The following is a 23170-nucleotide window of genomic DNA, read 5'->3' on the forward strand; positions in this document are numbered from 1 at the left end:
AAAGGTGCCGGTCACGCGGAAAGGTGCCGCGCACGGCGCGGGCCGTGCGCGGCACCGGTGCATTCTGCGGCAGGTCCGGGAGTCCCGTCTCACCCTCGGTGCGGGGGTGGGCACCTCGGTCGACGGCGGGAGCTCTCGGCGCCGGGGCGGGGCGGTCCCGGAGGGCGGCCCGCTACCGGTTCCCTCACTCCTCGAAGAAGTCGATGACCTCACCGAGCACGCTGATGTCGGTCAGGAAACCGAGGTGGGTCTGGCCGACTACGTGGTTGTTGTCCGCTCCCAACACCCGGGTGTTGGTGTAGGGGATGATGACTCCGTCGGTGGGGGAGTACCAGGTGGCGTAGTCGGAGTCGCCGGGAGTCCAGTCACCGGAGTTGAGCCGCTCCTCGAAGTCCGAACCGGGCGACATCTCCCGGCAGGAGGCGTAGATCAGGCACGCGCTCGCGGATGTGGTGCCCTGGTTCGCTCCGGCCAGTGAGGCCCAGTTCGCCACGTCGGTGTGGCCGCCGAGCTCCTTCATGTACCAGCGGGTGACGAGGCCGCCCATCGAGTGGTTGACGATGTCGACCTTGTTCGCACCGGTCTCGGCGAGCACGTTGTCCACGTACGAGGCGAGTTCGGCCGCGCTCTGCTTGTTCGACTGGGTCCAGTCGTACTCGAAGGCGTGCAGCTCGGAGCTGGAGTAGCCGCTCAGCCTGAACTGCGCCTCGGCGGTCGTCCAGTTGGAGGCGCTGCCGGTGTAGCCGTGCACGAACACCACCGGGTTCGGACCGGCCGCGTTGGCCACCCCGAAGGAACCGAACGCCGCCATCGCGGCAGTCGCCAGCAGTACGCCGAGTATCCTGCGCATGAGTCCTCCTCTGTGATCTCGGACAGGACGCGACGAGTCTGTGACGGACGGCGGGGCGGACACATCGGTGAAATCACCAGTGTTCCGGCGCTCCCGCCGAGAACCGGTGTGTCGGGCGCGAACCGCGTTGTCGATTTTCGTCCTGTTGCGTCTTTTCGTGGTGTTACTCGCGGTTCACACTGTGGCCATGTCGATCGGGATCACCGCGGATACCGGGTCGCCGATCCGGTTGCACGGCAGTAGCTCGGTGCTGGCCGCGCTGCGTCGCACGGCCGATCGACAAGTGCGCGGCGGAGCCGCGATGGTGGTCGAAGGTGCCCACGGCAGCGGCAAATCGGTGCTGCTCGAACAGTTGTCCGCCGAGGCGGGACTGCCCACATTGGACCTGATCGGTCTCCGTGCGGAGCGGGACATCCCGTTCGCCGGGCTGAACCGGATTTCCCCGCCCCGAGGCAGCCCACCTCTTCCCGAATTCCCGACCGACGAGGCCGAACCCGTGGTGTGGCAACGGCTGTGGCGGGAGCTGGGGCGGTTGCTCGAGCACGGTCCGCTGCTGTTGCGGGTGGACGATGCCCACCTGCTCGATCCGCCCTCGCTGCGGGTGCTCGCACTGCTGGCACGCAGGATCGAACGGCTCCCGGTGTTGCTGGTGCTGACATCCGAGCCCCTTCACGAGGACCCCGGCCAACCGTTGGAGGGGATACCCAGTTCGCGGCTGGCACCCCTGGACTTCTCCGACGGCATGCGACTGCTGCACGGGCACGCCCGGTTCCCGCCGTCCCCCGAAGTGGCCGAGGAGCTCGTCGCGAGCTCCGAGGGGAATCCGCTCGCGCTGGTGGAGTCGGCGCGCGCCCTCACCGCGCGACAGTCGAGCGGACTCGCCCCACCACCTCTCGTACCACCGCACGACGGAAGGTTCCGCGGCGAGCTCCGGCGTCGACTGTGGAGCCTGCCCGATCTCGCGCGTGAACTGGTCATGCTGACCGTGGTGGACGACAGGCTCGACCACGAGGACGTGCTGGCCGCCGCACCACTCGCCGCGGCGGACCCGCACGCCTGGTCGACCGCCGCACGATCGGGCCTGGTCGAGCTGGGGGAGAGTGGGCCCCGACCGGCCGGAGAACTCGGGCGGCGCTGCCTGGAGATCGACGCCTGCCCCGGTGAACTGCGGCGTGCCCGGTTGTCGCTCGCCCGGGGATTCCAAGAAGCCCGGGGACTCGAAGATGGCGGTCACCACCCCCGCGCGCTCCGACACCGCGCCGAGTTGAACGCGGACTCCCCGGAACGGCTCGCGACCGAGCTGGAACGCACCGCCCGCGAAGCCGAGAGGGACGGGGAGTACGAGAGGGCTTCGCGGCTGTACGAGCGGGCGGCCGCGTTGAGCCGCCACGACGAGTCCAAGGGGCTCCGGATCCTCGCGGCGGGGCACGACGCCTGGACCGGGGGCGATCCGCGACGTGCTCTGGCGATGACCCGCCGAGCCCGCCCGCTCGTGCGCTCCGCCGGGCCGCGTGGCACGCGCGCCCTGCTGCATGGCGGTGTGGAACTGTGCGACGGCAAACCGGCCACGGCGGTACGCGAACTCACCGAGGCGTCGAGCGCGCTGCTCGACACCGATCGCGAACTCGCGATCACCGCGTTGATGCTGGCGGGCGACGCCTGCTGCGTCACGGGCGACTACCGCGAGTACTGCGAACTCGCCTCCCGAGCCGAGTGGCTGCGAAGACCCGACGACTCCCACGACACCGCGCTGATACTGCGCAACTTCACCGCGATGTCGGCGACCTTCCGGGGGCAGCACGAGGTCGCCGCCCCCGCCCTGCGGGAGGTGATCCGACTCGCCGACCGGGCCACCGAACCCGCACCGCTCGTCCTCGCGGGGCACGCGGCGTTCACCCTGGGCGATCCCGCCGTCTGCTACCGGCTGGCCACCCGGGCGCAGCGCACCGCCGAGGAGAAGGGTGAAACGGTGCAACTGCCCTGGGCCTCGGTCTACGTTTCGCTGTCGGCGCTGCTGCTGGAGCGTTACGTCGAGGCCGAGAGCAGCGCGCTGGAAGGAGTTCGGCTCTCCCGTGCGCTGGGCCAGCGCAACCGGATGATCGACCACCTCGCGCTGCTGGCGCTGGTGGCGGCGCTGCGCGGTGAGCCGGAGACCGTGGAGATCCGACTCGCGCAGGCCACCGAGCACGGGCTGCTCAGCCGAGGGCTGGGCAGGCCGGATGCCTTCTGCTCCTGGGCCGCGGCGTGCGCGGAGCTCGCGCACGGCCGCCCGGTGCGGGCCGTTCACCGGCTGCGGCTGATGGACTCCGGTATCGGTGGCTTCAACCCGGCGGTGCGGGTGCTGGCTGCCCCGCACTTCGTGGAGGCAGCCGTCTCCTGCGGCGAGCGCGACGACGCCGTGCGGCTGCTCGGTGCCTTCGACCACTGGGTGAGCTCCACCCGCAGCACCCCCCGAATGGCGCTTTCCCACCGCTGCCACGCGCTGCTGGCAGAGCGGGCCGCCGACGCCGACGAGCGGTTCCGCGCTGCCATCGAGTCGCACCGCGAGAGCGGCGGGGCGCTCGAACTGGCGCGGACGGAACTGCTCTACGCCGGCAGGCTGCGGCGTGCGCGCAAACCCGCCGCGGCCCGTGAACTGCTCGACGAGGCGGGCACCATCTTCGACGAGTACGGTGCCGAACCCTGGTCCCGGCGGGCACGTGCCGAGCTGCGCGCCACCGGGCGCTCGGTACCCACCCGTTCACCGGGGGCGGTGAACGAACTCACCGCGCGGCAGACCGAGATCTCCCGGCTCGTGGCGGAGGGCGCGACGAACCGGGAGATAGCCGAGCTGCTCTACGTCAGCGACCGCACCGTCGAACACCACCTGCGCAACGTCTTCGTCAAGCTCGGAGTGCGTTCCCGGACGGAACTGGCCAAGCTGTTGCGGTGACCTGTTGCTGTCGCGGTGACCTGTCGAGGGTTCGAGTCCGGCGAGCACGCGTACCCCGAGCGGCTGTCGGTTCGAACGCCGTGATTCTCGGCGGGTGGTTCGGGTTTCCCGCCGAGCTGTTCGGGTACCGGTCTGGAGGACGCGCACCAGCGAAACTCCTCGGAGAGCAATGACTGAACAAGAACCGGAAGAGGACCGGCCCCGTACGGACAGCAAGGGCCGACACGCCCCGCTGCGGGAGGACGAGGTCGAACGCGCCTTCGACACCATCGTCGCCCGGGGCAGGCCGAGACTGTTCCGGACCATGCCCGAGTTGCTGGCGAGCGGCACCATCGCCGGAGTCGAGATCTCGCTCGGGGTGCTCGCCTTCCTCTACGTCGAACAGGCCACCGGCAGCCAACTGTTGGCCGGGCTCGCCTTCGGAGTCGGGTTCATCGCGCTGCTGCTGGGCAACAGCGAGCTCTTCACCGAGGGGTTTCTGGTGCCCATCGCCGTGGTACTGGCCCGCGAGGCGGGCTGGTGGCGGCTGGCCCGATTCTGGTTGGCGACGCTGGGGGGCAACCTGCTGGGTGGCTGGGTGAGCATGTGGATGGTGGTGCGCGCCTTCCCCGGGCTGCAGTCGATGGCGATCGAGACCGGCGAGAAGTTCGCCGAATCCGGTTTCGAGCTGCGCACCTTCCTGCTGGCCGTGCTGGCGGGCAGCACGATGACGCTGTTGACCAGAATGCGCATCGGCACCGGCGACGACGTCGCCCGAGTGCTGGCCTCGCTGGCCACAGCGTTCCTGGTGGCGGGCCTGAGCATGTACCACTCCGTGCTGGACACGCTTTTCATCTTCGGCGGTATTCACGCCGGCGCGGATTACGGCTACCTTTCCTGGCTCGCGTTCTTCGGGTGGACCGTCCTCGGTAACGCTGTCGGCGGGATCGGGCTGACGACCTTCCTGCGGCTGGTTCGCAGCCACGAGCGGCTGTACGAGTGGCGCCGCACCGCCCCCGCCAGCCACCGTCCGTGAGCAGGGTTGATGAGCAGGGCCGAAGCGATGTGGGCCTCGGAGACGTGTCGTGCACGGTGTCTCATGATCGTTCTCGGTACAGGTGATTATTTGACATGACAATTAAGATGGAGCCATGACAAGTGCGAGTGTAAAGCTCACTCCGCAGGGAAGAGTGTCAATCGTCTCCCAGCTGCGGCACGAACTCGGCTGGGGGCCGGAAACTGATCTGGTCGAATACAGCGAAGGAAGTAGAGTCATCATAGAGCCGCGCGCTGACATGGTGCGACGCATTCAGGACATGGCGCTCGGCGCACGAACGGAATCGGGCTCAGTGGTCGACGATCTGCTCGCCACCCGTCGGTCCGAGGCGGCGATCGAGTTTCACGAGATCGAGGGCGAGCACTGATGGTCGTCCTCGACGCGTCGGCGTTGTTGGCGCTGACCTACCGTGAAGACGGCCACGAACACGTGACGGAACAGTTGGCCGCAGGCGCCGTGATCTCGGCGGTGAACTGGTCGGAGGTCTCGCAAAAGCTCGCGTTCCAGAGCGGAAACGCCGAACAGATCGGCGAGATGCTCTTGGCCACGGGACTGCGGATCGAACCGTTCGGCGCCGACGACGCGCGCAGGGCCGCGCGGCTGTATCCGCACACCCGAGCGGCCGGCCTGAGCTTGGGAGAGCGTTCCTGCCTGGCCCTTGCCGCCCGCTTCGGCCGTGTGGCGCTCACCGCCGACCGTGCCTGGAAAGCAATCGACGGTCTCGTCCTGGACGAGGAACTCATCCAGGTGGACCTCATCCGCGGTTGATCACGGTCCGGATCTTCCTCCGACTCCGCAAGTAGCCGTTCCCGATCTCTCCGATCCGCCCCAGCCCGCTCCGGTTCATCGCTCGGTGTCCGAATCCCCTTCGGAGCGCTCCTCGGGCTCGGCCTGCTCCTGCTGTTCCTCCTGCGCCGCCCGTTCCTCCTGGCTGGCCTGTGCTGCCTGGGTGGTCTGTGCTTCCTGCTCCTCCTGTTCCTCTCGTGCCTGTTGTTGGCTCGCCCGGCGCTGTGCCTCCCGGTAGCCGTAAGCGGCACGGCGCACCGTGGCATCGTCCTCCAGCCCCGAGCCGAGCGCGCCCGCCGCAACCCCCATCGAGGTGGCAGCCAATGCCAACCCCACGTAGTTGCCGACTCCGACGCTTCCGCCCACGCTGCTGCTCAGCAGTTCGGAATCGATCAGGAACAGGCTCCCCGTCAGGTTGGCCGCGAACAGCACCACGTACAGACAGCCCACCCCGGCAACGATCGTCAGCACGGTGGAGGAGTTGTACAGCATCCGCTGCTCCCGGTCGGCGGTGTAGCGCGGGTGCTCCCAGAGCTTGTGCGTGAGGATCAGCCACGTCGTCATCAGCGCCACCGCCAGCACCACGATCACGCTGCGGCGCCACAACCCCAGCATGTCCGCGATCTGCCAGACCGTGCTCGAGGTCAGCCCGAACACGGAAGTGGCCAGCGCCGCGGCGAGTGCCCCGGACATGCCAAGCACCAACCGCCACGGCGTGTTGCTGCGCACCATCCCGGTCAGCAACCGCAGCCTGCCGCGCCGCTTCGTCGCGCGGTACCGCACCGCGATCGAATCGCTGTCGGCACGTTCCCGTCTGATGGGAGCCAGTAACTCGGTCAGTTGGCTGTACAGCCCGCTGTCCCTCCGGCCGCTGGCCCCGGTGAGCTCGCCCAGCACGCTTATCAGCAGTTGTCTCGCCCTGCGGTGCGGTTGGAACCCGCCGAGGGCGGGAAGTGAGATCACCCCGACCTGCTCGTGTTCCTCCCCGATGTCGGCAAGCACCGGTCGGCTCTCCCGCCGCAGGGGCAGGTCGGTCACTCCGACCGCGTAGTCCCAGCCGTGCAGCCGCCGTTGCCGTTCGGTCGCGTCGAGGATCTCCTTACCGTTGCTGCGGCCCGCCGCGACCGGATCGCGGACCACCTCGATCGACCATTCGGCCTCCTCGAGGCGTTCCGTCAGATACCGTGGCAGGCTCTCGGCCAGCGAGTCGGCGACGTAGCTGGGGAAATCCGGATCGCTGACCAACCCCAGTGAAACCACTGCGCGTTCCTTCCCGGCGATGATGAGAGTTCGTCGGCTCGCTTTTCTTAGCTGGTCGGGTGGCGGAACCTCTGGCACGGCTCTCGCTGCGGGTGCCCCGACATCGGGTAGCGATACACGACGTCGGGGCCGTCTCCCGAGAGCCGCACCGGAGAACCCGCACTCGGTCCTACTGCGAGGGTGGTGGGAGCTCGACTCTGCGTGGAGGCCGCGATTTCGCGGGAAATCGACACCGTCCAGCGCGGGGCCGTCTCCCGAGCCGGTTACGCGGCCAGGGGCCCGGCTGTTCGCATCCCTCAGTCGTGTTCGATGCCCTTGCCGGTCGTCGACCGGGTGCCGTGTGCGGTCGGTCGTCCCTTGCCGCGGGGCGGTTCCGGAGTCACCTCCGAACCCGAACGGCTGTGGCTCGGCACGTCGGAGGGCTCCTCCTCGGGGCCCGGAGTGGGCTCCACGCCCTCTCGTAGCTCGTTCAGCCTGCCGGTCAGCTGTTCGATCACCGGAACACGGGCCGCGTGTGCCCGCTCGTGTTCCAGCAGGGTGTTCAACTCGTCCTCGGTCAGCGAGCGGATGCGATGTCCCAGGGTCGAGAGCGGCATCTCGTCGTAGTCCGGTATCGGTAGTTGTGCCGTCACTGGATCTCCTTCTCGTTCGCTCGTGCGAACAGCTCGAGGTACGTGCTCAGGCGGGCACGACCGGTGCCACATAACCGTCGTCGGCGGTGGTCCAGTCGGCGCTGCGTGACCAGCCCGCGGCGAGCAGCTCGTCGTCGGCCTCTGTCGGTTCCGAGACCGTCGGTGGCAGCTCCAGCTCCGTCACCTCGGCTCCCCGGTCGTCGCGCACCGTCAGGACGGGGTTGTCGTCCTCGGTCGCCGTGATGAAGTGAGCGGTGTTGGCCATTCCCGTTCCTTCCGGTGGTGCCTTGCGGATCGTGGTGGAGGGTTACCCCGTGGGCGCTCCGACTACGCATCCGAGAAGTCGGCGATGATCGCCGGGAACGGGACGTGCGCGAACGATGTCGGTGGGCGGGAGCGGGCGAGCGGGATCTCCTTCCGCGTGCGAGTTGCCGGTGCCTGGCGTATGCAGGGCTTTCCGGCCGGAAGGAATCGAGGTGGCGCGAATGGTGCTCGCTGCCGGGGAGACGACCGGCTATCTGGGGCCGATCGTGGCGCTGCTGTGCGCCGCGGGACTGATCGGTTACCTCAGCGTCCGGCTGCGGATCGTGCCCATCGTGGGGTTCCTGCTGGCCGGGGTGTTGATCGGGCCGCATCAACTGGGGCTGGTCTCGGATTCCGAGGTGGTCCGCGCGGCGGCCGACATCGGTGTGATGCTGCTGCTGTTCACCATCGGCATCGAGTTCTCGCTGGACCGCATGGCCTCGATAAGGCGTTACGTGCTGCTCGGCGGCGGGCTGCAGGTCGTGCTCACCGTCGGGCTCACCGCGGCGGTGTCGCTGCTCTTCGGTGTCGAATGGCGCCCCGCGCTGCTCACGGGGCTGCTCGTGGCGCTGTCCTCCACCGCGATCGTGCTCAAGGTGCTGTCCGCCTCGGGACGCACCACGACGACTGTGGGTGGAACCTCGATCGCGACGCTGATCTTCCAGGACTTGGCCGTGGTGGTCATGGTGCTGCTCGTACCGCTGCTCGGCCGGGACTCCGGTGGCGGGTTGCTGGAGCTGCTGCGCGCGCTGGGCACCGCGCTCGCGGTGCTGGTGGTGGTGCTGGTGGTGGCGCGCAAGGTGATGCCGCCACTGCTGGAACGCGTGGCACGGACCTGCTCGCCCGAGGTCTTCCTGCTGGCCGTGGTGGCCATCGGCCTCGGAACGGCCTGGCTGACCTCGCTGGCCGGGGTGAGCGTGGCACTCGGCGCCTTCCTGGCCGGGCTCGTGGTCAGCGAGTCCAAGCACAGTTCACACGCGCTCGGCGAGGTGCTGCCGCTGCAGATCCTGTTCAGCGCCACGTTCTTCGTCTCCATCGGGATGCTGGTGGATCTGCGTGCCGTACTGCGGATGTGGTGGTTGATCCTGCTGCTGGCCTGCGCGGTCGTGCTGCTCAAGTTGATCACCGGCGGAGTCGCGCTGTTGGCGCTGCGGGTCGGGCTGCCCACGGCGGTGGCGGGTGGCTTCCTGCTCGCCCAGGTCGGCGAGTTCTCGTTCGTGCTGCAGCGGGCGGGGCGTGCGGCCGGGGTGGAGCCGTTGGGGATGGGACCCGACGGCGAGCAGGTACTGGTGGCCGTGACGGTGATGTTGATGATCCTCACCCCCGCGCTGGCCGCTCTCGGCGAGCGGCTCGCCGAGGCACTGCGGCGGCGCCGTCCCACCGGTGAAACAGCGGCGGCTGAGCCGGAGCGTGCGGCGGGAGGGCATGTGCTCGTCTCCGGGTGGGGAGGGGTCGCCGCCGCGCTGACCACCGAGTTGCGTGCGCGCGACATCCCGGTGGTGGTGATCACGCTCGGTCCCGAGCTGGCCGCGGACGCCGAGCAGCGTGCCGACCGGGTGGTGCGAGGCGATTCCACGCACGGCAACGTGCTGCACGAGGCCGGACTGGCGACGGCGCGGTTGGTGGTCATCTGCGAGAACTCGGGTGAACAGGCCGCCCGGATCGCCGCCGTGGTCGCGCGGTTCGCACCGGAGACGTCGATCGTGGTGCGTCCGACCGATCGCGCCGGTGCGGAGGAACTCGTGCCCGCCGGGGTGGACCGGATCGTCGACACGGTCGATGCCGTGGCCCACCCGCTGACGGACACCGTGCTGCGGCGTCTCGGGCGGCTCGATTCCGCCGGTTACCCGGATCCGAACACCCCGGTGGATTTTCGGGTCGATCCGACCACGGCCTGTCCGCACGCAACCGAGATCGAGCCGGTACTGCCGTCCTCGGCGGGCTGTACCGAGTGCCTGCGGCTCGGCGAGCGCGACTGGGTTCACCTGCGGACGTGCCTGCACTGCGGCAACGTGGGGTGCTGCGACTCCTCGCCGCACCGGCACGCCAGTGCGCACGCCGACACGTGCACGCATCCGATCGTGGCTTCGGCGGAACCGGACGAGCACTGGGCGTGGTGCTATTTGGACCGGGCCAGACTGGAGCGTTCCTCGACACGGTGAGTCCGTTCACCGGCGCCGGGGCCCGCGCCGGCATCGGAATCCTGCCCAGCCGCGGTGAGACACCGGGCGGTGCCTACTCGGGCGGTGCTCGCTCGGGGTGCCCGCGCCCGCTTGCTCGCCCTCCCGCTTCGAAGTCGTGGTTCATATCGCTACGCAAAGCGGGTGAGTTTGCGCGGGGCTGTTGCCCTCGAGCCGGTGAGTGATCACGCTGAGGGAGTGAGCGCAGATCGTGCGGAGGTGGTTACGTCCGCCTCGGGTGCGGCGCCCCGGCACGGCGCCGGTGTCCGGCACGGCACCGCGCCGCCCGCCACCGACTACCGTGCTCGGGGAGCCGTGTCCGCCCGAACGGTCGTGTTGGAGCGACTGGTCTCCGCACTCGTTCGGGAAGAGCTGCTCGATCCCGAACGCGCCGCCCGGCGCGGCGTCCGCATCCCGCTGAGCCGGGTAACCGCCACGGGCAGGCTCGCTCCCGACGGGCCGATCACGATCTCGGAGGGCACCGACGAGTCACGTACGGTGCACGATCCCGCGGAACTGCTCGACGTGCTGCTGCGGCTGGAGCTGCTGGTGGGAGATCCGGAGGCGTGGCTGGGGCTCCGCGTCGATCTCGGGGAGAGCGTGGCGGGGTTGGTGCGGGCGCTGCGTGCCGAACGGGCGCGTGCCCGCGAGCTCCGCGACTCGGCCTCCGCTGTGGACCTCCGAAGCCGACCGTTCACCGCGCTCGTCGGAGCGCTGCGTACGCGTCACGGCTCCGACGATTCCCTGCTGGGCGCCTTCGAGCAGTGGGTGATCGACGGGCACCCGATGCAGCCCGTGGCCAAGGTCAGGATCGGTCTCGGTGCGGACGACGAGCGCCGGTACGCGCCCGAGTTCGGGGTCGGATTCGACCTGCGGTTGGTGGCCGTGGCCCGAGACGCGGTCTCCGGCGCCGACCACACCGGTGAGCTCGACGGGGCCGGGGCGATGTGGCGCGAGCTGCGCACCGCCTTTCCGCGAGCGACCGAGGAAGCAGAGTCGGAGCTGCTCGGCCGGGGTTACTCCCCGGCGTCGTACACGTTGATCCCGGTACACCCGCACCAGCTGCGGTTCGCGATCCCGGACCTGCACGGGAGCTCCCTCGCCAACGGAACCGCTGTGGTGCTCGACACCACCGTTCCGGCACGCCCGCTGATGTCGCTGCGCACGCTGGAGGTGCGTGAGCCGGCTCGCCCGCCGGGGTTGCAGGTCAAAACCGCCGTCGAGGTACGGCTGACCGGCGCGGTACGCGGAGTCTCCCCCGGGGCGGTGCACAACGGGCCGGAACTGTCCGCGCTGTTCGACCGCATCGTGGCCCGGGACCCCGACCTGTCACCGGTCGACGAGCACGGTCGACCGCGTTTCACGGTGTGCCGGGAACTCGCAGCCGCGGGACACCGGCCCGCCGACTCGACAGGGGACGCGCAGCGTGACGGGGCACGTGCTCGATCACTGGCGGCGGTGCTGCGCGAGCACCCGGGTGCGTCGATGGCCACCGGGGAGGTGGCGCTGCCGGTGGCGGCACTGCTCGCCCGTTCCCCGCTGACCGGCAACAACGTGCTCGCCGACGTGCTGACCGAACTGAACCCCCGCCTCCGGGACGGGCGGGGTGCCGGCGCGGAGTCCTCGCTCGACACCGCGCGTCGCTGGCTGCGGCTGCACCTGGGGCTGGGGATGTTCCCGCTGCTCGCGCTGCTGGTGCGTTACGGCATCGCGCTGGAACCGCATCCGCAGAACACCGTGCTGGTGCTGCGCGACGGCCTGCCGCACCGGCTGTTCGTGCGGGACATCGGCGGGGTTCGGGTGTTGTCCGAGCGGCTGCGACGACGTGGGCACGAGTTCGATCCGCACCGGGGATCCGCGCTGCCGGGCACCGATGCCGCGGCGTTGCGTGACAAGCTGTACTTCCCGCTGTTCGGGAATCAGCTCGGTGAGCTCGTGGCCGCCGCTGCCGCCGCCACCGGCTGTGCGGAACGACCGCTGTGGCGGGTGGTGCGGCACAGCGCGGCGGGGGTCTTCGACCGGTTGCGAACCAGGGCTGTCGACGGGGACGAGGCCGCGGACTGCGACTCCGACGCAGAGGCGTTGCTGGAGCGGCCGTGGCGGCTCAAGACGATGCTGGGGATGCGCCTGGCCGGGCTGGTCACCGAGCAGCGCTACGTTTCCGCTCCGAACCCGCTTTCGGCGACATGACCACCGGGGTAGCGTTCACCGGCGAGTTCCTCCCGGGTGATTCGGACTCGTTCGACGCCGACGAGCGAGCCATGCTGCGCGAACTCCGCGCCGAGGACGCCGAGTTGGCCGAGGAGTGGGTGGCGGAACTACCGGTCGCGCGACGGGACACCGCCCACCACGCGCTTGCCGCGCTGTTGCGGGAACAGCTGCTGCCCGGCGCTGTGGACGTTTTCCGAGCACCTCTTTCCGGAACCGACGAGGTGTCGAATGTGTCGATGGCACACCGGCTGGGGCTGTCCAGCGGTGCCGTCGGGGCGCTGCGAATCCGGTGGTGTTCTCGCGACGGCGAGCTGGTGTTGGTGCGGCTGAACGGCGGTACGCTCGTCACGGTGTGCTCGGGGGAGCCCCCGTTCGGGTTGCATCGGGTCCACGGGCCGGTGCTGTTCGACGGCGGTGTCGCGGTCGTCGAGCTGGCACGTCCGGGGCAGTTGATCGGGGTGCTGCGGCCCGAGGCCGCGACCGAGACCGAGGCCGACGGTTGGCGCAGACTGCGGAACGAACTCGCCGACTCCGCCCGAAACCTGGCGCTCTCCCGTGCGACGGTCCGGCGCAGGTCAACGCTCGTGTCGCTTCGGGGCGCCGGTCTCGGCAGCACCGGTCTGCTGCCCGCGCTGGCGTTCCGGCACTCCGCCAGTGAGGTCACGCTCGAACTGGACGCGCTGACCGCCGAGGGGCACAACACACATCCCTGCGGCAAGGTGCGGGGCGGCTTCTCCCCCGCCGATTCCACGCGCTACACCGCCGAATCCGGGCGAGTGGTCGAGCTGCGTTTCGCGGCGGTGTGGCGTGGTTTCGTGCGGTCCACGCCGGACGAAACCGGACGCTCGGTCGGCGAGCTGCTCGCCGAGCACTTTCCGGCACTGGCGGCCGGATCTCGCAGGGAGTTGCTCCGACGGTGTGTTGAGCCGTCGGATTACCTGCTGATTCCGGTGCATCCCTGGCAGGCGCGCAACGTCGTGCCGCGCGAGTACTCCGCCGAGCTCGCCTCGGGCGCGCTGCTGCTGCTCGACGAGCCGCGACTTTCGTGCAGACCCACCCTCTCGGTGCGAACCCTGGTGACCGATCGTCCCGGCAGGCACGGACGGCGGCTGACCGTCAAAACAGCGCTGGACGTGCTGTTGACCTCGGCCAGGCGAACCATCGCGCCGGAGAGCACCCGGGACGGGCCCGTGCTCGGCACGTTGTTGCGGAAACTGTTCGCCGAGGACCGGGTTCTGGCGAGTGGCGCGGGGATCGTCCCCGATCTCGCAGGGGTTGCCTTCGAGCCCTCGGAAGGCGGCTCGGCCTCGCCCGGGCGCAGGCGTGGCCTGTCCGCGTTGCTGCGCCAGGACCCCGCCGACTCGCTCCACGAGGGTGAACAGGCCGTTACCGCCGCGACCCTGCTGGCACCCTCCCCGGTCTCGGGAGAGCCGTTGCTGGTGGAGCTGGTGGACACGATGGCACTGCACGGCCACGTGACACGCGCCGAAGCGAGCCGGTGGTTCCTGCGGGACTACGCCGAATCGTTGCTCGCCGCCACGTTGCCGCTGCTGTCGTGCTACGGCATCGCCGTGGAGGCACATCTGCAGAACACCCTGGTTGTGGTGCGGCACTCCCGCCCGGTCCGGCTGCTGCTGCGAGACTTCGCCGGGGTGCGGGTGCATCCGGGTCGGCTGCGGGCAGCGGGCTACGAGGTGCCGACGACGCGGCCGGGAGTCACGAGCACCGAGGACCCGGCGGTGCTGCGTGCCAAGATGTGCCACGCCACGCTGCAGGCGAACCTGGCAGAGGTGGTGGTGCTGCTTCAGCGCTCGTGCGCCCTGCCGGGGCCGGTGGCGTGGCGGATCGTGCGGGAAGCGGTTTCGGCAGTGGCCGCACGGGTCGGGCAGCGGGGTGGGGCCGCGCTCACCGCGGATCTCGCGGCGCTGTTCGCTCCGGAGCTGCCGCAGAAAGCGCTGGCCACCATGCGGCTGCGTCCCGACCAGGGGGATATCTACCTGCCGCAGCCCAACCCGATGTCCGGCCCGTTGCCCGCATGAAGCTCCGTTTCGGCCGAGTGGCTCACTGCTCCACCTTCTTGAGGACGAGGTGTGCGGGCTCGGTCCACGGTGAGTCGATGTTCCAGGCGGGGGCTGGTCCACGGCCCATGACCCTGGTCAGGACGTAGTCGACCTCTCGTGGTTCCACGGGGGTGAAGTTCCGGTAGTTCGCACGGAGCAGAGCTCCGGTGACCGGCCCGGCCTCCGCGATGCGTTCGTTGATGTCGGGAGTCAGGATTCCGCGGTCCGACAGTCCATCCACTATGGAGCATTCGCAGAAGTAGGCCAGGGTGCCGATCTCGCCGGGACTGCGTACCGTGGCGTCGCCGATCCGCTGTTCCAGCAGGTTCCCGACCCTGGCGTAGTCCGCCGGTGTCGCCCAGTTGGTCGTGATCGTGGCGCGTTGCCAGGGCATCCCGGTTTCCATCGCGACCCTGGCCTGGTTGGCGAACATCGCGGTTCCCAGGGCCACCGCCACAGTCGCGGCAAGCACCGGAATCGCCCGCCGGTTTCGGGCGGCCACCGCCGTGGCGGCTCCGATAACACCGGCGAGGAACATCGTGAGCCCCAGCATGCTCGGAACGTAGTACCAGTGGTACGGGGGAACCCCGAGCATGGTGTAGGCGTAGAAGTGCGCGACCCCGCCCACTCCCATGAGTGCCCAGGGGTGCAGCCTGTGCGCCGCGGTGTTGCGCAGCAGTCGTGTCACCAGCCAAACCGGCAGCGCGAGCGCTCCGAGCGCCACAGTGCTCAGCGCAGCGATGGTCGCGGCGGGATACACCTCGTAGTAGAGCCCCAGTCCGTTGCCGAAGCTCCAGCTGCCCCAGGCTTCTTGCATCTGCTTGAGTACCAGCGTGTCGGGTACGGCCGAGCCGAACGCCAACCAGCTGAAGCCGAACCACGGCAGTGAGACGAGGCAGGCGGGCACCAGCCAGCGCCAGAATTTCCGCCACAGTGCGGGGCGACCCAGCAGCAGCACCACGACGAAGACACCCAGGTCCAGTCTGGTCAACGCGAGCAGTCCGGCCGCCACGCCGAACAACACCCGGTTGTGGGTGGTGGCTCCCAGCAGTAGCAGCCCCAGCAGCGCGGAAGCCAGCGTCATCTCCAACCCGACCGAGGAGAGCAGGAACGGGTTGCTCAGCACGAGCAGGGTGCCCAGGATCACGGTCAGGCGCGAGAAACCGCTGTGTCGTGCGGAGCGGTGCAGTGCCACGGCCAGCACGGCGTTGGCGATTACGAAAAGCGTGCCCAGCGCCAGCACGGGCTGCCGCAGCAGGAAGGTCAGCGCCGCCAGTACCAGCACGTTCAGCGGGGAGGTGGCGGTGTTGGAGAATTCCTGCTGGATCATTCCCCAGTGGCCGTGAAAGGCCACGTTACGTGCGAAGTCGATGGTGATGTAGGCGTCGTCCGTGAGTCCGCCTCGCACGAGCATGAACACGAGCCCGGCGAGTAGCGCTGCACCACCGGCCACCAACGCGGTTTCCCGTTTTCCCGATTGGTTCGGTATCGCGCCACTGGAAAATAACTGAGAAGATTCCTCGTCCCGCGTCGCCTCGGTGACCGCCACTGTTACCCCTCTCACCGCAAGAACAGTGTGAGTAGTCGTTTTTGATTCCGTCTCGGGTTTCAGGGCTATAATATAGAACTTGCTCAGGTGCTCGGTCGCCGCCCGTGCGAGCAGGCGAGCGCCGTGAGTCGTTCGCTACGTGCTGTGACCACGTCTCGGGTGAACTGCGATTTCTCGCGCCTCCGCCTCACGTGCCAGCCTGCCTGGAGTACTTGTTCCGAACGAACCTCTGTTGGCGGTTCGCAGTGTCGCGTCGCTGATCGGTACCGTCCTCGGCCAGTGTCAAGCACCATAGCGCGTGTCGCTCCAACACGCTCGATCGTTTTTCCGGTGGGAGTCGTCGGTCGATCATTTCTCGCGCCGGGCGAGCACATTGGTGCGGAAACGCCGCGTGTCACCGGAGGCAGTGACGATGCGGCTCTGCACCGAGGCGGAGCGTGGTGATCGTCGTGGCGGCCAGCAGCCGCACTGCACGTCCTCGGTGTTCCTGGCGAGTCGCGCGGCGAAGCCCTCGGCGGGCGAGGCCTCCAACGTGCGGAACGAGGTCACGATCTTTTCGAGCACTTCGGGGTGGTCGAGGCACGACGGCCTGATCACGCCGGGTGGGGCCACTCATCGCCGTGCCGACGGTCTCGCCGAGTACCACTGGGGGCACTTCGGGCGACTCCTCCGCGGGAGCGCGTTCCAGGATGCGCTTCGGGTGTTGTCGACGGTCTCCCGGTTCCACGGGGCGAGCACTTCCTCCTTGGAAATGAAGTGGTTGGAGAATGTTCGTGGGGCTACGTCGGCACTGGCGCACAACAGCGAGCTCGCCGGTTCGGTGGCCGACGCTTCGGGCGGGGTTCGCCCCGGTTGCCAGTGTCACCGTGACGGATGGGTGCGGTTCCCGGGATTCAGTCAGGAGGCTGGTCTCGGCGAGAGGGGAGTACCGGCTGTAAGGCCTTCCCGAGGGGGCGGTCATCGTAATGGCCTCAGTTGCGGGGTTGGTGCCCGCCGTGAGCAGGTCGCGAACTCGCCGGGGACGTGGTGAGTGGTGCGATTTCCTGCCGGTCGGGAGTCCGCCGGCGGGGAGTCCGCCGGCCGCAGCGCTTGGTGGCCGTAGTGCCCGGCGGTCGGCACGAGCGGTGCCGGGAACCGTTCCGGATCGCGGGTCGGGTGTCCGTTCGGCTCAGGGCGTCCGGTCGCACCGGTTGCTGAGTGAGTACTCACTCAGTACAGTGGGGGTGTGAGCACACCGGAATCCCGCCGCCGTGCCCCGGCGATGAGCTCGGAACAGCGGCGTACCGAAATCGTTCGGGCCACGTTGCCCCTGCTCGCCGAGCAGGGCGCGAACGTGACCACCCGAGCCATCGCCCAAGCGGCGGATGTGGCGGAAGGGACGGTTTTCCGGGTCTTCACGGACAAGGGCGAGTTGCTTCGTGCCTGTCTCGCGGAGGCGTTCCGCACCGACGAGGTGTGTGCCCGGATAAGGGAGATATCAACGACCCAGTCACTCGAGGCCAGACTGACCGAAGGGGCGGCGCTGGTGCTCGATCACTTCGACAGACTGGGTGAACTGAAGCGCAATCTGGCAGCTTCCGACTACGATCTGCACCAACGCGAGACCCACGACGCGAAACGGGCCGCGCGACACGAGCCGCCACGTTTCGTGCTCGAACTGACCGATGCGTTCGTCGAGTTGATAGTTCCCGACGAGCAACGGCTGCGGGTTCCCGTGGAAGACGTCGCGGCCATGTTGCTCGGTCTGTTGCTGAGCGCGCGGTTCGACGGCAACTCGGACGAGGAGGCGCGCGCCAAACTGGCCCCGCGCATCGACGTGCTGCTGCACGGTGCACTGGCGGCCTAGCAGCCCCGCGGGCTCAGTCCCGACATCTCGAACCCCCGACATCGACCGGCCCGAACCGGTGAGAGGGAAACAATGGCAAGACCGCCCATCGAGGTCGAACACGTAACCAAGGACTTCGGAAAGTTCAAGGCTCTCGACGACGTGAGCCTGCGAGTCCCCCAGGGCAACGTCCTGGGGCTGCTGGGGCACAACGGCGCGGGCAAGACCACGCTGGTCAACATCCTCAGCACGCTGGCACCACCGACCGCCGGAACGGCGCACGTCGCGGGCTACGACGTCGTCCGGCAGCGCAGGCAGGTCTGCGCCCGCATCGGGTTGACCGGCCAGTTCGCCGCCGTCGACGAACAGTTGTCCGGACTGGACAATCTGGTGCTGATCGCCAGGCTGCTGGGGGCGAGCAAGCGTGCCGCCAAGCAGCGGGCGGAAGAGCTGCTGACCCTGTTCGAGCTGACCGAGGCGGCCAAGCGGCCGGCCCGGACGTACTCCGGCGGTATGCGGCGCAGACTGGATCTGGCGGCCAGCCTCGTCGGTCATCCTGACGTGATCTTCCTCGACGAGCCGACCACCGGGCTGGATCCGACCAGTCGGATGGGGCTGTGGCGGATCGTGGAGAACCTGGTCGACGACGGCACCACAGTGCTGCTCACCACGCAGTACCTCGACGAGGCAGACCGGCTCGCCGACTCCATCACCGTGCTCTCCAGCGGCAAGGTCGTCGCTTCCGGAACCGCCGAGGAACTGAAGGCCGAGGTGGGCCAGCGGACCGCCACCGCCACGCTCACCGACGCCGCCGATTCCGCCCGCGCCCTCGAAGCGCTCGGCCGTGCCGGCCTCAGCCCGGTGCACGACGAACAGCGCAACGCCATCACCACCCCGGTCAACGCCTCGCACGAACTCGCGGTGGTGGTCCGCGCGCTGGACGAGGCCGGCATCGAGGTCAGCGGTCTCGGCCTCGGTGAGCCGACGCTGGACGACGTCTACCTGACCCTTGCCCACCACTCCGCCGAACCGGCTGCCTGAGCGACGGGAAGTCCAGATGACCAGTACACTCACCGCTCCGCGAACCGGAGAACAAGAGTCCACACCGGACCGCAGCAACTGGCACGGCGCAGGGGTGTGGACCCAGATCGTGGTTCTGACCGGCAGATCCTTACGTGCGGTCCTGAAAGATCCCCGAATAGTCGTCTTCAGCCTGCTACAACCGCTGATCATGCTGACCCTGTTCAGCCAGGTCTTCGGCAAGGCGTTGCTGTCGAGCATCCAGACCGGCAGCTACATCAACTACCTGATGCCCGCCATCCTGGTCACCACCGGTATCGGTGCCTCACTGCAATCCGGTGTGGGGCTGATCACCGACATGAAGAACGGTGTGCTCGGCCGATTCCGCTCACTGCCCATCCGGATGGGCTCGGTACTGCTGGCACGCAGCCTCGCCGACCTGTTCCGCACGGCGGTGCAACTGCTGATCCTGCTGGGGGCCGCCGCCGTACTGTTCGGTTTCTCCCCGCAGGGCGGTTTCCTCGGTACCTTCAGCGCGTGGCTGCTCGCGCTGTTGGTGAGCTGGTCGTTGACCTGGGTCTTCCTCGCGATCGCCTCGTGGGTCCGCAAGGAGGAGGTCATGCAGAGCGTCGGCTTCCTGGCCATGTTCCCGCTGATGTTCGCCTCCAGCGCGTTCGTCCCGCTGAAAGCGCTGCCCGACTGGCTGAGCATCGTCGCACGCATCAACCCGCTGACCTACGCGGTCGACGCCTCCCGGGACCTGTCACTGGCGATGCCGGTGGGAACCGGCGTGTTCTCCGCGGTGGGCACCAGCGCGGTTCTGCTGCTCGTAGGTGCCTTCTTCGCGGTGAAGGGATTCCGCCGCCCGCTGTGACACACCCCGACCGAGGCGCGACGAGGCGAGCATGCACTTCGCGTTGCTCGGGCCGCCGGCTGTCGGGCACGGCGATCCACGCTCGTGCTGGTGGAGGAGCTGGTCGCAGGTGGCCACCGGGCAAGCTATGTGACCGGACCGAAGCGGTACCCGTCGTTCGAGCGGCGGGTACCGAGCCCGTCTCCGGTTCACCGCGGATACCCGACCCGCCGCCACCGACGCCCCGACAGCGCCGGTGGTGGCGGTGTCGCGAATGGAGCGTTTCCTCGCCCACGTGCGGCAGAGGATCCCGGACATGCTGGAGCGGTTCGAGAGGACGTCCCGGACGGGATGTGCTCCGAGACCGATGATCCGTGGCACCTCGTGTGCCTCCAGAACCGGCTGCTTCCGAAATGGCTGCTCCCGAAACGCGACCACCCGCCCGGAAGCGGTTGGCCCGAGCGGGTGGTCGATCCGTGTCACGCCTGTCGGAACGGCTACCTCACATCGGGGTGAGCGTCAGCGTGGCGGAACTCGCCTGCGTGTCCTGGATGTAGGACGCGAAACCGGCCACGTCGTCGAAAGCGAAGCCGTAAGCCTTGCCGTCGACCGTGTTGGCGTGCATCGCCTTCGCGTAGTGGTTCGTCACCGAGTGGTTGTAGAAGCCGGCCGGGTTGGAGGCGGGCTGCGAGGTGACGCTGTGCAGGTTGGACCGGTTGAGTCCGGCGGCCAGGATCGCCGCCACCGGGCCTCTCGGGGCCGCACCCGCCGCGAGCGCACCGTCGCAGAACAGCACGTCACGGGTGCTCGGCCGGTCGAAAGCACCGACGTCTCCGTCGAAGACGAACCGATCACCGGAGACCGAGCCGTGGTAGACACCGGTGCCGATGTCCACGGTCATCGTGCTCGAACGGTACTTCTCCCACACCTGGTCGATGTAGGGGTCGAAGTAGGTGCTGGAGAAGTTGCCCAGGTCCAGAGCGTGGCCGGGAGCGACGATCCGGTAGTCGCCCTGCTGCAGGTTCTCGAAACCGGGGGTGGAGGTGACGCTGGAGAAGATCCGGTCCCGGCCGCCCGACTCCAGCGTGCCGGTGGTCTGGTCCGAGGCGCCCACGAGCCTGATGGAGGAGGGCACGCTGAACATGTCCACCATCGTGGTGTTGCAGTACATGCCGGTCTCGTTGAGCGTGAACTCGAAGGTGTCGTGCAGCACCGTGTTACTCGGATCGCTGGGCACCCAGCCTGCCGGGTACTGCAGCGCCGGTTGACCGGTGCCGCTCTCGACCACCTTGAACTTGAGCTCGCCGCCCAGGGCGAAATAGATGCGTCCCGACATGGCGGGCAGGCTGAGCTGCGTGTCGCCGCTGCTGTTCAGCGGAATTCCGTAGTGGGCGTAACCGTCCGAACCGTTGTCGGAGAACGAGATCGGCACCCTCCGGCCGTCGGGGGTGACCCGAACCTGCTGACCCGAGTGGTCGACTCCGACGATGTAGAGCGAGATCGAGGTGTTCGCGAAGTTGCCGGTGTGGTTGGCGATCGTCAGTGGCAGTGGCACGGCCGCGGCGGTGGTTCGTGGCCGTGCCGCCGCGATGGCGCCGCTACCCAGTACCGGTGCCGCCAGCGCCGCAGTGGAAAGTCCCCCCAGGAATGTTCTCCTGCTGAACAAGGTGCCTCCTTCGGTCGGGCCGCGGTAACGGCCCTCATGCGGTCCAGACCAGTGTGCTGCCGCCAGAACCGATCCAGCATTACGTCGATCCGGCGCTGTCGATGGCACGTCCGGCAGAGCCGAAAAGTGCCACCCGAACGTCCCCGAGGGGACAACGGTCTCCCTCAGCTGCTGCTTTCCTCCGAAAGTCGTGCCGCTGTGGGCAGCCCGTTCCTCGCGGCGGGGTGAATCCGTTGTCCGCCTGCCGGGCGATTTCGGCGAGTACCACTCGACTGCCTTCGCTCGTAGCTCCGGCTCGGCGATTTCGCGAGAAATTGACGCCGCCCGTGCGGATCCCGGAATCGTCGTGGTCAGTCCCACCCGACGAACTCGGTGCCCCTCCACCCCGGAAAATCCGGTGGGTTCTCAGCCGTGCGCTCGGCGGATCGCCTGCTTGTCCACCTTGCCGGTGGCACCACGCGGCAGTTCGTCCACGAGATCGATCCTTTTCGGAACCTTGTAGCCGCCGAGTCGTTCGGCGATGAACTCGGCGAGCTCGCCGGTTTCGGCGGGGCGCTCGGTGCCGACGACGACCGCTGCCCTGCCCACTTCGCCCCAGACGGGGTCCGGTACCCCGACCACGGCGGCTTCCACCACCGCGGGATGCTCGTGCAGCACCGACTCGATCTCCGCCGGATACACGTTCTCCCCACCGGAGATGAACATGTCCTTTATCCGGCCCACGATGCGGTGAAAACCGGCCTCGTCGACGGTGGCGAGATCGCCGGAACGGAACCAGCCGTCCTCGGTGAAGGCGTTCGCGGTGTCGGCGGGGCGCTGCCAGTATCCGGCCACCACGTTCGGTCCCGTCACGAGGATCTCCCCCGGCTCGCCGACCGAAGGCGTCGTACCGTCGGTCCGTTCGAGGCGTACGTCGCTGAAGAACGCCGGTTTGCCCGCGTAGCCGATTCGCTCGGCACTCTCGGCGGCACTCAGCAGTAGAACGCCGGGAGAAGCTTCGGTCATGCCGTAACCCTGCATGAAGGCCAACCCTCGTGCACTGTAGCGGCGGATGAGCTCCGCGGGGACCGGAGCGCCACCGCACAGCAGGAAACGCAGGCTCGACAGGTCCGCGTCCGGCCAGCGCGCAGCACGACTCAACGCGTCGAACATGGTCGGAACACCGAACATCAGCGTGATCCGGAGCCGTTCGATCAGATCGAAGGTGGTATCGACGTCGAATCTCTCCTCCAACACCACCGTCCCGCCCTTGAGCAGCGTGGGCAGGCAGGTCATCCCCAGTGCCGCGCTGTGGAACAGCGGAGCGTTGAGCAGGGTGACCTCGGTGCTGGTGATGTCCACGTCGACCAGCACGTTGAGCGCGTTCCAGATGGCGTTGCCGTGGCTCATCCTCGCGCCTTTCGGGCGCCCGGTGGTGCCTGAGGTGTAGAGGACCAGCGCCGTTTCCTCGGGCGCGACCGGTTCGTCCCGGAAGTCGCTCGGCGCGGCCGAGATCAGGGTCTCGAGATCTTCCTCCCCGCTGTTGTCCTCGGTGGTGGTGATCAGCAGCAGCTCGGGAATGCGCTCCCGGAGCGATCGGGCCGTTTCGGTGTGTCGCCCGTCGTGCACGAGCACTTCGGCGCCGCAGTCGTGCAGGGTGAACGTCAGTTCCGCCGCTGCGAGCCTGGTGTTCAGCGGCACGAAGACGGCCCCCAACGTTCCCGCCGCGAACAGCGTCTCCAACAACGCCGGGTGGTTCGGGCCGAGATAGGCGATGCGGTCGCCTCTGCCCACTCCTCGCTGGTGCAGGCCGTTGGCCAGGGCATGCACGCGTCCGCACCACTCACGGTAAGTGCGGGTGCCTCCCCGGTGGATCACGGCTGCCTTGTCCGGCGTGGCGCGGGCGCGTCTGACCGGCCAGGAACCCAGTCCCTGATTGCGCATACGTGTGCACCTCTCCCGAGCGTGGGGCCGAGCACGAGCCGGCCGGAGTCAGCCGGGTGAACTCCGGCCGAATCGTCGTGGGGG

18 protein-coding genes are annotated in these 23170 nt (G+C 68.6%); 10 read left to right on the top strand and 8 right to left on the bottom strand.

The window, feature by feature from the left end; genetic code table 11:
* Window positions 1–184: 184 nt before the first annotated feature.
* Window positions 185–850, bottom strand: coding sequence for an esterase/lipase family protein (locus BLR41_RS15550; RefSeq protein WP_092629303.1), 666 nt, complete (start codon window positions 848–850; stop codon window positions 185–187).
* Window positions 851–1037: 187 nt separating this feature from the next.
* On the opposite strand from BLR41_RS15550, the gene BLR41_RS15555 reads away from it, so the two are divergent.
* The 4 genes from BLR41_RS15555 to BLR41_RS15565 all read left to right on the top strand — a co-directional run bounded on the left by BLR41_RS15555 (window position 1038) and on the right by BLR41_RS15565 (window position 5586).
* On the top strand, window positions 1038–3782 hold the full coding sequence (locus tag BLR41_RS15555; protein WP_245694371.1) for a helix-turn-helix transcriptional regulator: 2745 nt from the start codon (window positions 1038–1040) through the stop codon (window positions 3780–3782).
* Window positions 3783–3951: 169 nt separating this feature from the next.
* Window positions 3952–4797, top strand: coding sequence for a formate/nitrite transporter family protein (locus BLR41_RS15560; RefSeq protein ID WP_092629304.1), 846 nt, complete (start codon window positions 3952–3954; stop codon window positions 4795–4797).
* Window positions 4798–4912: 115 nt separating this feature from the next.
* Window positions 4913–5185, top strand: coding sequence for a hypothetical protein (locus tag BLR41_RS22570; protein WP_143013096.1), 273 nt, complete (start codon window positions 4913–4915; stop codon window positions 5183–5185).
* Entirely contained in the window at window positions 5185–5586 is a 402-nt protein-coding gene (locus tag BLR41_RS15565) for a type II toxin-antitoxin system VapC family toxin (protein WP_092629305.1), read from the top strand. The genes BLR41_RS22570 and BLR41_RS15565 overlap by 1 nt, the downstream gene beginning before the upstream one ends.
* Before the next feature lie 75 nt (window positions 5587–5661).
* On the opposite strand, the gene BLR41_RS15570 is transcribed toward BLR41_RS15565, so the two are convergent.
* The 3 genes from BLR41_RS15570 to BLR41_RS15580 form a co-directional block, all read right to left on the bottom strand.
* Window positions 5662–6864, bottom strand: coding sequence for a hypothetical protein (locus BLR41_RS15570; protein WP_176798008.1), 1203 nt, complete (start codon window positions 6862–6864; stop codon window positions 5662–5664).
* Window positions 6865–7160: 296 nt separating this feature from the next.
* Window positions 7161–7496, bottom strand: a complete 336-nt coding sequence (locus BLR41_RS15575) for a DUF8129 domain-containing protein (RefSeq protein ID WP_092629307.1) — start codon at window positions 7494–7496, stop codon at window positions 7161–7163.
* A gap of 46 nt (window positions 7497–7542) precedes the next feature.
* On the bottom strand, window positions 7543–7761 hold the full coding sequence (locus tag BLR41_RS15580; protein ID WP_092629309.1) for a hypothetical protein: 219 nt from the start codon (window positions 7759–7761) through the stop codon (window positions 7543–7545).
* A gap of 220 nt (window positions 7762–7981) precedes the next feature.
* On the opposite strand from BLR41_RS15580, the gene BLR41_RS15585 reads away from it, so the two are divergent.
* The 3 genes from BLR41_RS15585 to BLR41_RS15595 all read left to right on the top strand — a co-directional run bounded on the left by BLR41_RS15585 (window position 7982) and on the right by BLR41_RS15595 (window position 14229).
* Window positions 7982–9961, top strand: a complete 1980-nt coding sequence (locus tag BLR41_RS15585) for a cation:proton antiporter domain-containing protein (RefSeq protein WP_092629310.1) — start codon at window positions 7982–7984, stop codon at window positions 9959–9961.
* A 237-nt stretch (window positions 9962–10198) separates the two neighbouring features.
* Window positions 10199–12169: an IucA/IucC family protein gene (locus tag BLR41_RS15590; RefSeq protein WP_143013097.1), complete on the top strand. Its 1971-nt coding sequence runs from the start codon at window positions 10199–10201 to the stop codon at window positions 12167–12169.
* Entirely contained in the window at window positions 12166–14229 is a 2064-nt protein-coding gene (locus tag BLR41_RS15595) for an IucA/IucC family protein (protein ID WP_092629313.1), read from the top strand. Before BLR41_RS15590 ends, BLR41_RS15595 begins: the two co-directional genes overlap by 4 nt.
* A gap of 22 nt (window positions 14230–14251) precedes the next feature.
* Here BLR41_RS15595 and BLR41_RS15600 read toward each other — a convergent pair whose 3' ends face one another.
* Both BLR41_RS15600 and BLR41_RS15605 read right to left on the bottom strand, forming a co-directional pair.
* On the bottom strand, window positions 14252–15703 hold the full coding sequence (locus tag BLR41_RS15600; RefSeq protein WP_176798009.1) for a hypothetical protein: 1452 nt from the start codon (window positions 15701–15703) through the stop codon (window positions 14252–14254).
* 444 nt (window positions 15704–16147) lie between these two features.
* Window positions 16148–16348, bottom strand: coding sequence for a hypothetical protein (locus BLR41_RS15605; RefSeq protein ID WP_218120172.1), 201 nt, complete (start codon window positions 16346–16348; stop codon window positions 16148–16150).
* 676 nt (window positions 16349–17024) lie between these two features.
* On the opposite strand from BLR41_RS15605, the gene BLR41_RS15610 reads away from it, so the two are divergent.
* From BLR41_RS15610 to BLR41_RS15620, 3 genes are all read left to right on the top strand, one after another.
* Window positions 17025–17645, top strand: a complete 621-nt coding sequence (locus tag BLR41_RS15610; RefSeq protein ID WP_245694289.1) for a TetR/AcrR family transcriptional regulator — start codon at window positions 17025–17027, stop codon at window positions 17643–17645.
* 72 nt (window positions 17646–17717) lie between these two features.
* The gene (locus BLR41_RS15615; RefSeq protein ID WP_092629316.1) at window positions 17718–18665 is read left to right on the top strand and encodes an ATP-binding cassette domain-containing protein; all 948 of its coding nucleotides are present in this window, start codon (window positions 17718–17720) and stop codon (window positions 18663–18665) included.
* A 16-nt stretch (window positions 18666–18681) separates the two neighbouring features.
* Entirely contained in the window at window positions 18682–19518 is an 837-nt protein-coding gene (locus BLR41_RS15620) for an ABC transporter permease (RefSeq protein ID WP_092629318.1), read from the top strand.
* 481 nt (window positions 19519–19999) lie between these two features.
* Here BLR41_RS15620 and BLR41_RS15625 read toward each other — a convergent pair whose 3' ends face one another.
* The gene (locus tag BLR41_RS15625) at window positions 20000–21163 is read right to left on the bottom strand and encodes a beta-1,3-glucanase family protein (RefSeq protein ID WP_092629319.1); all 1164 of its coding nucleotides are present in this window, start codon (window positions 21161–21163) and stop codon (window positions 20000–20002) included.
* A 405-nt stretch (window positions 21164–21568) separates the two neighbouring features.
* Window positions 21569–23086 (bottom strand): acyl-CoA synthetase, encoded by a 1518-nt coding sequence (locus BLR41_RS15630; protein WP_092629321.1) that lies wholly within the window; start codon window positions 23084–23086, stop codon window positions 21569–21571.
* Between the last annotated feature and the right edge of the window lie 84 nt (window positions 23087–23170).

Origin of the sequence: Actinopolyspora mzabensis (genome assembly GCF_900101095.1) — a bacterium.
Taxonomy (GTDB): Bacteria; Actinomycetota; Actinomycetes; order Mycobacteriales; family Pseudonocardiaceae; genus Actinopolyspora; species Actinopolyspora mzabensis.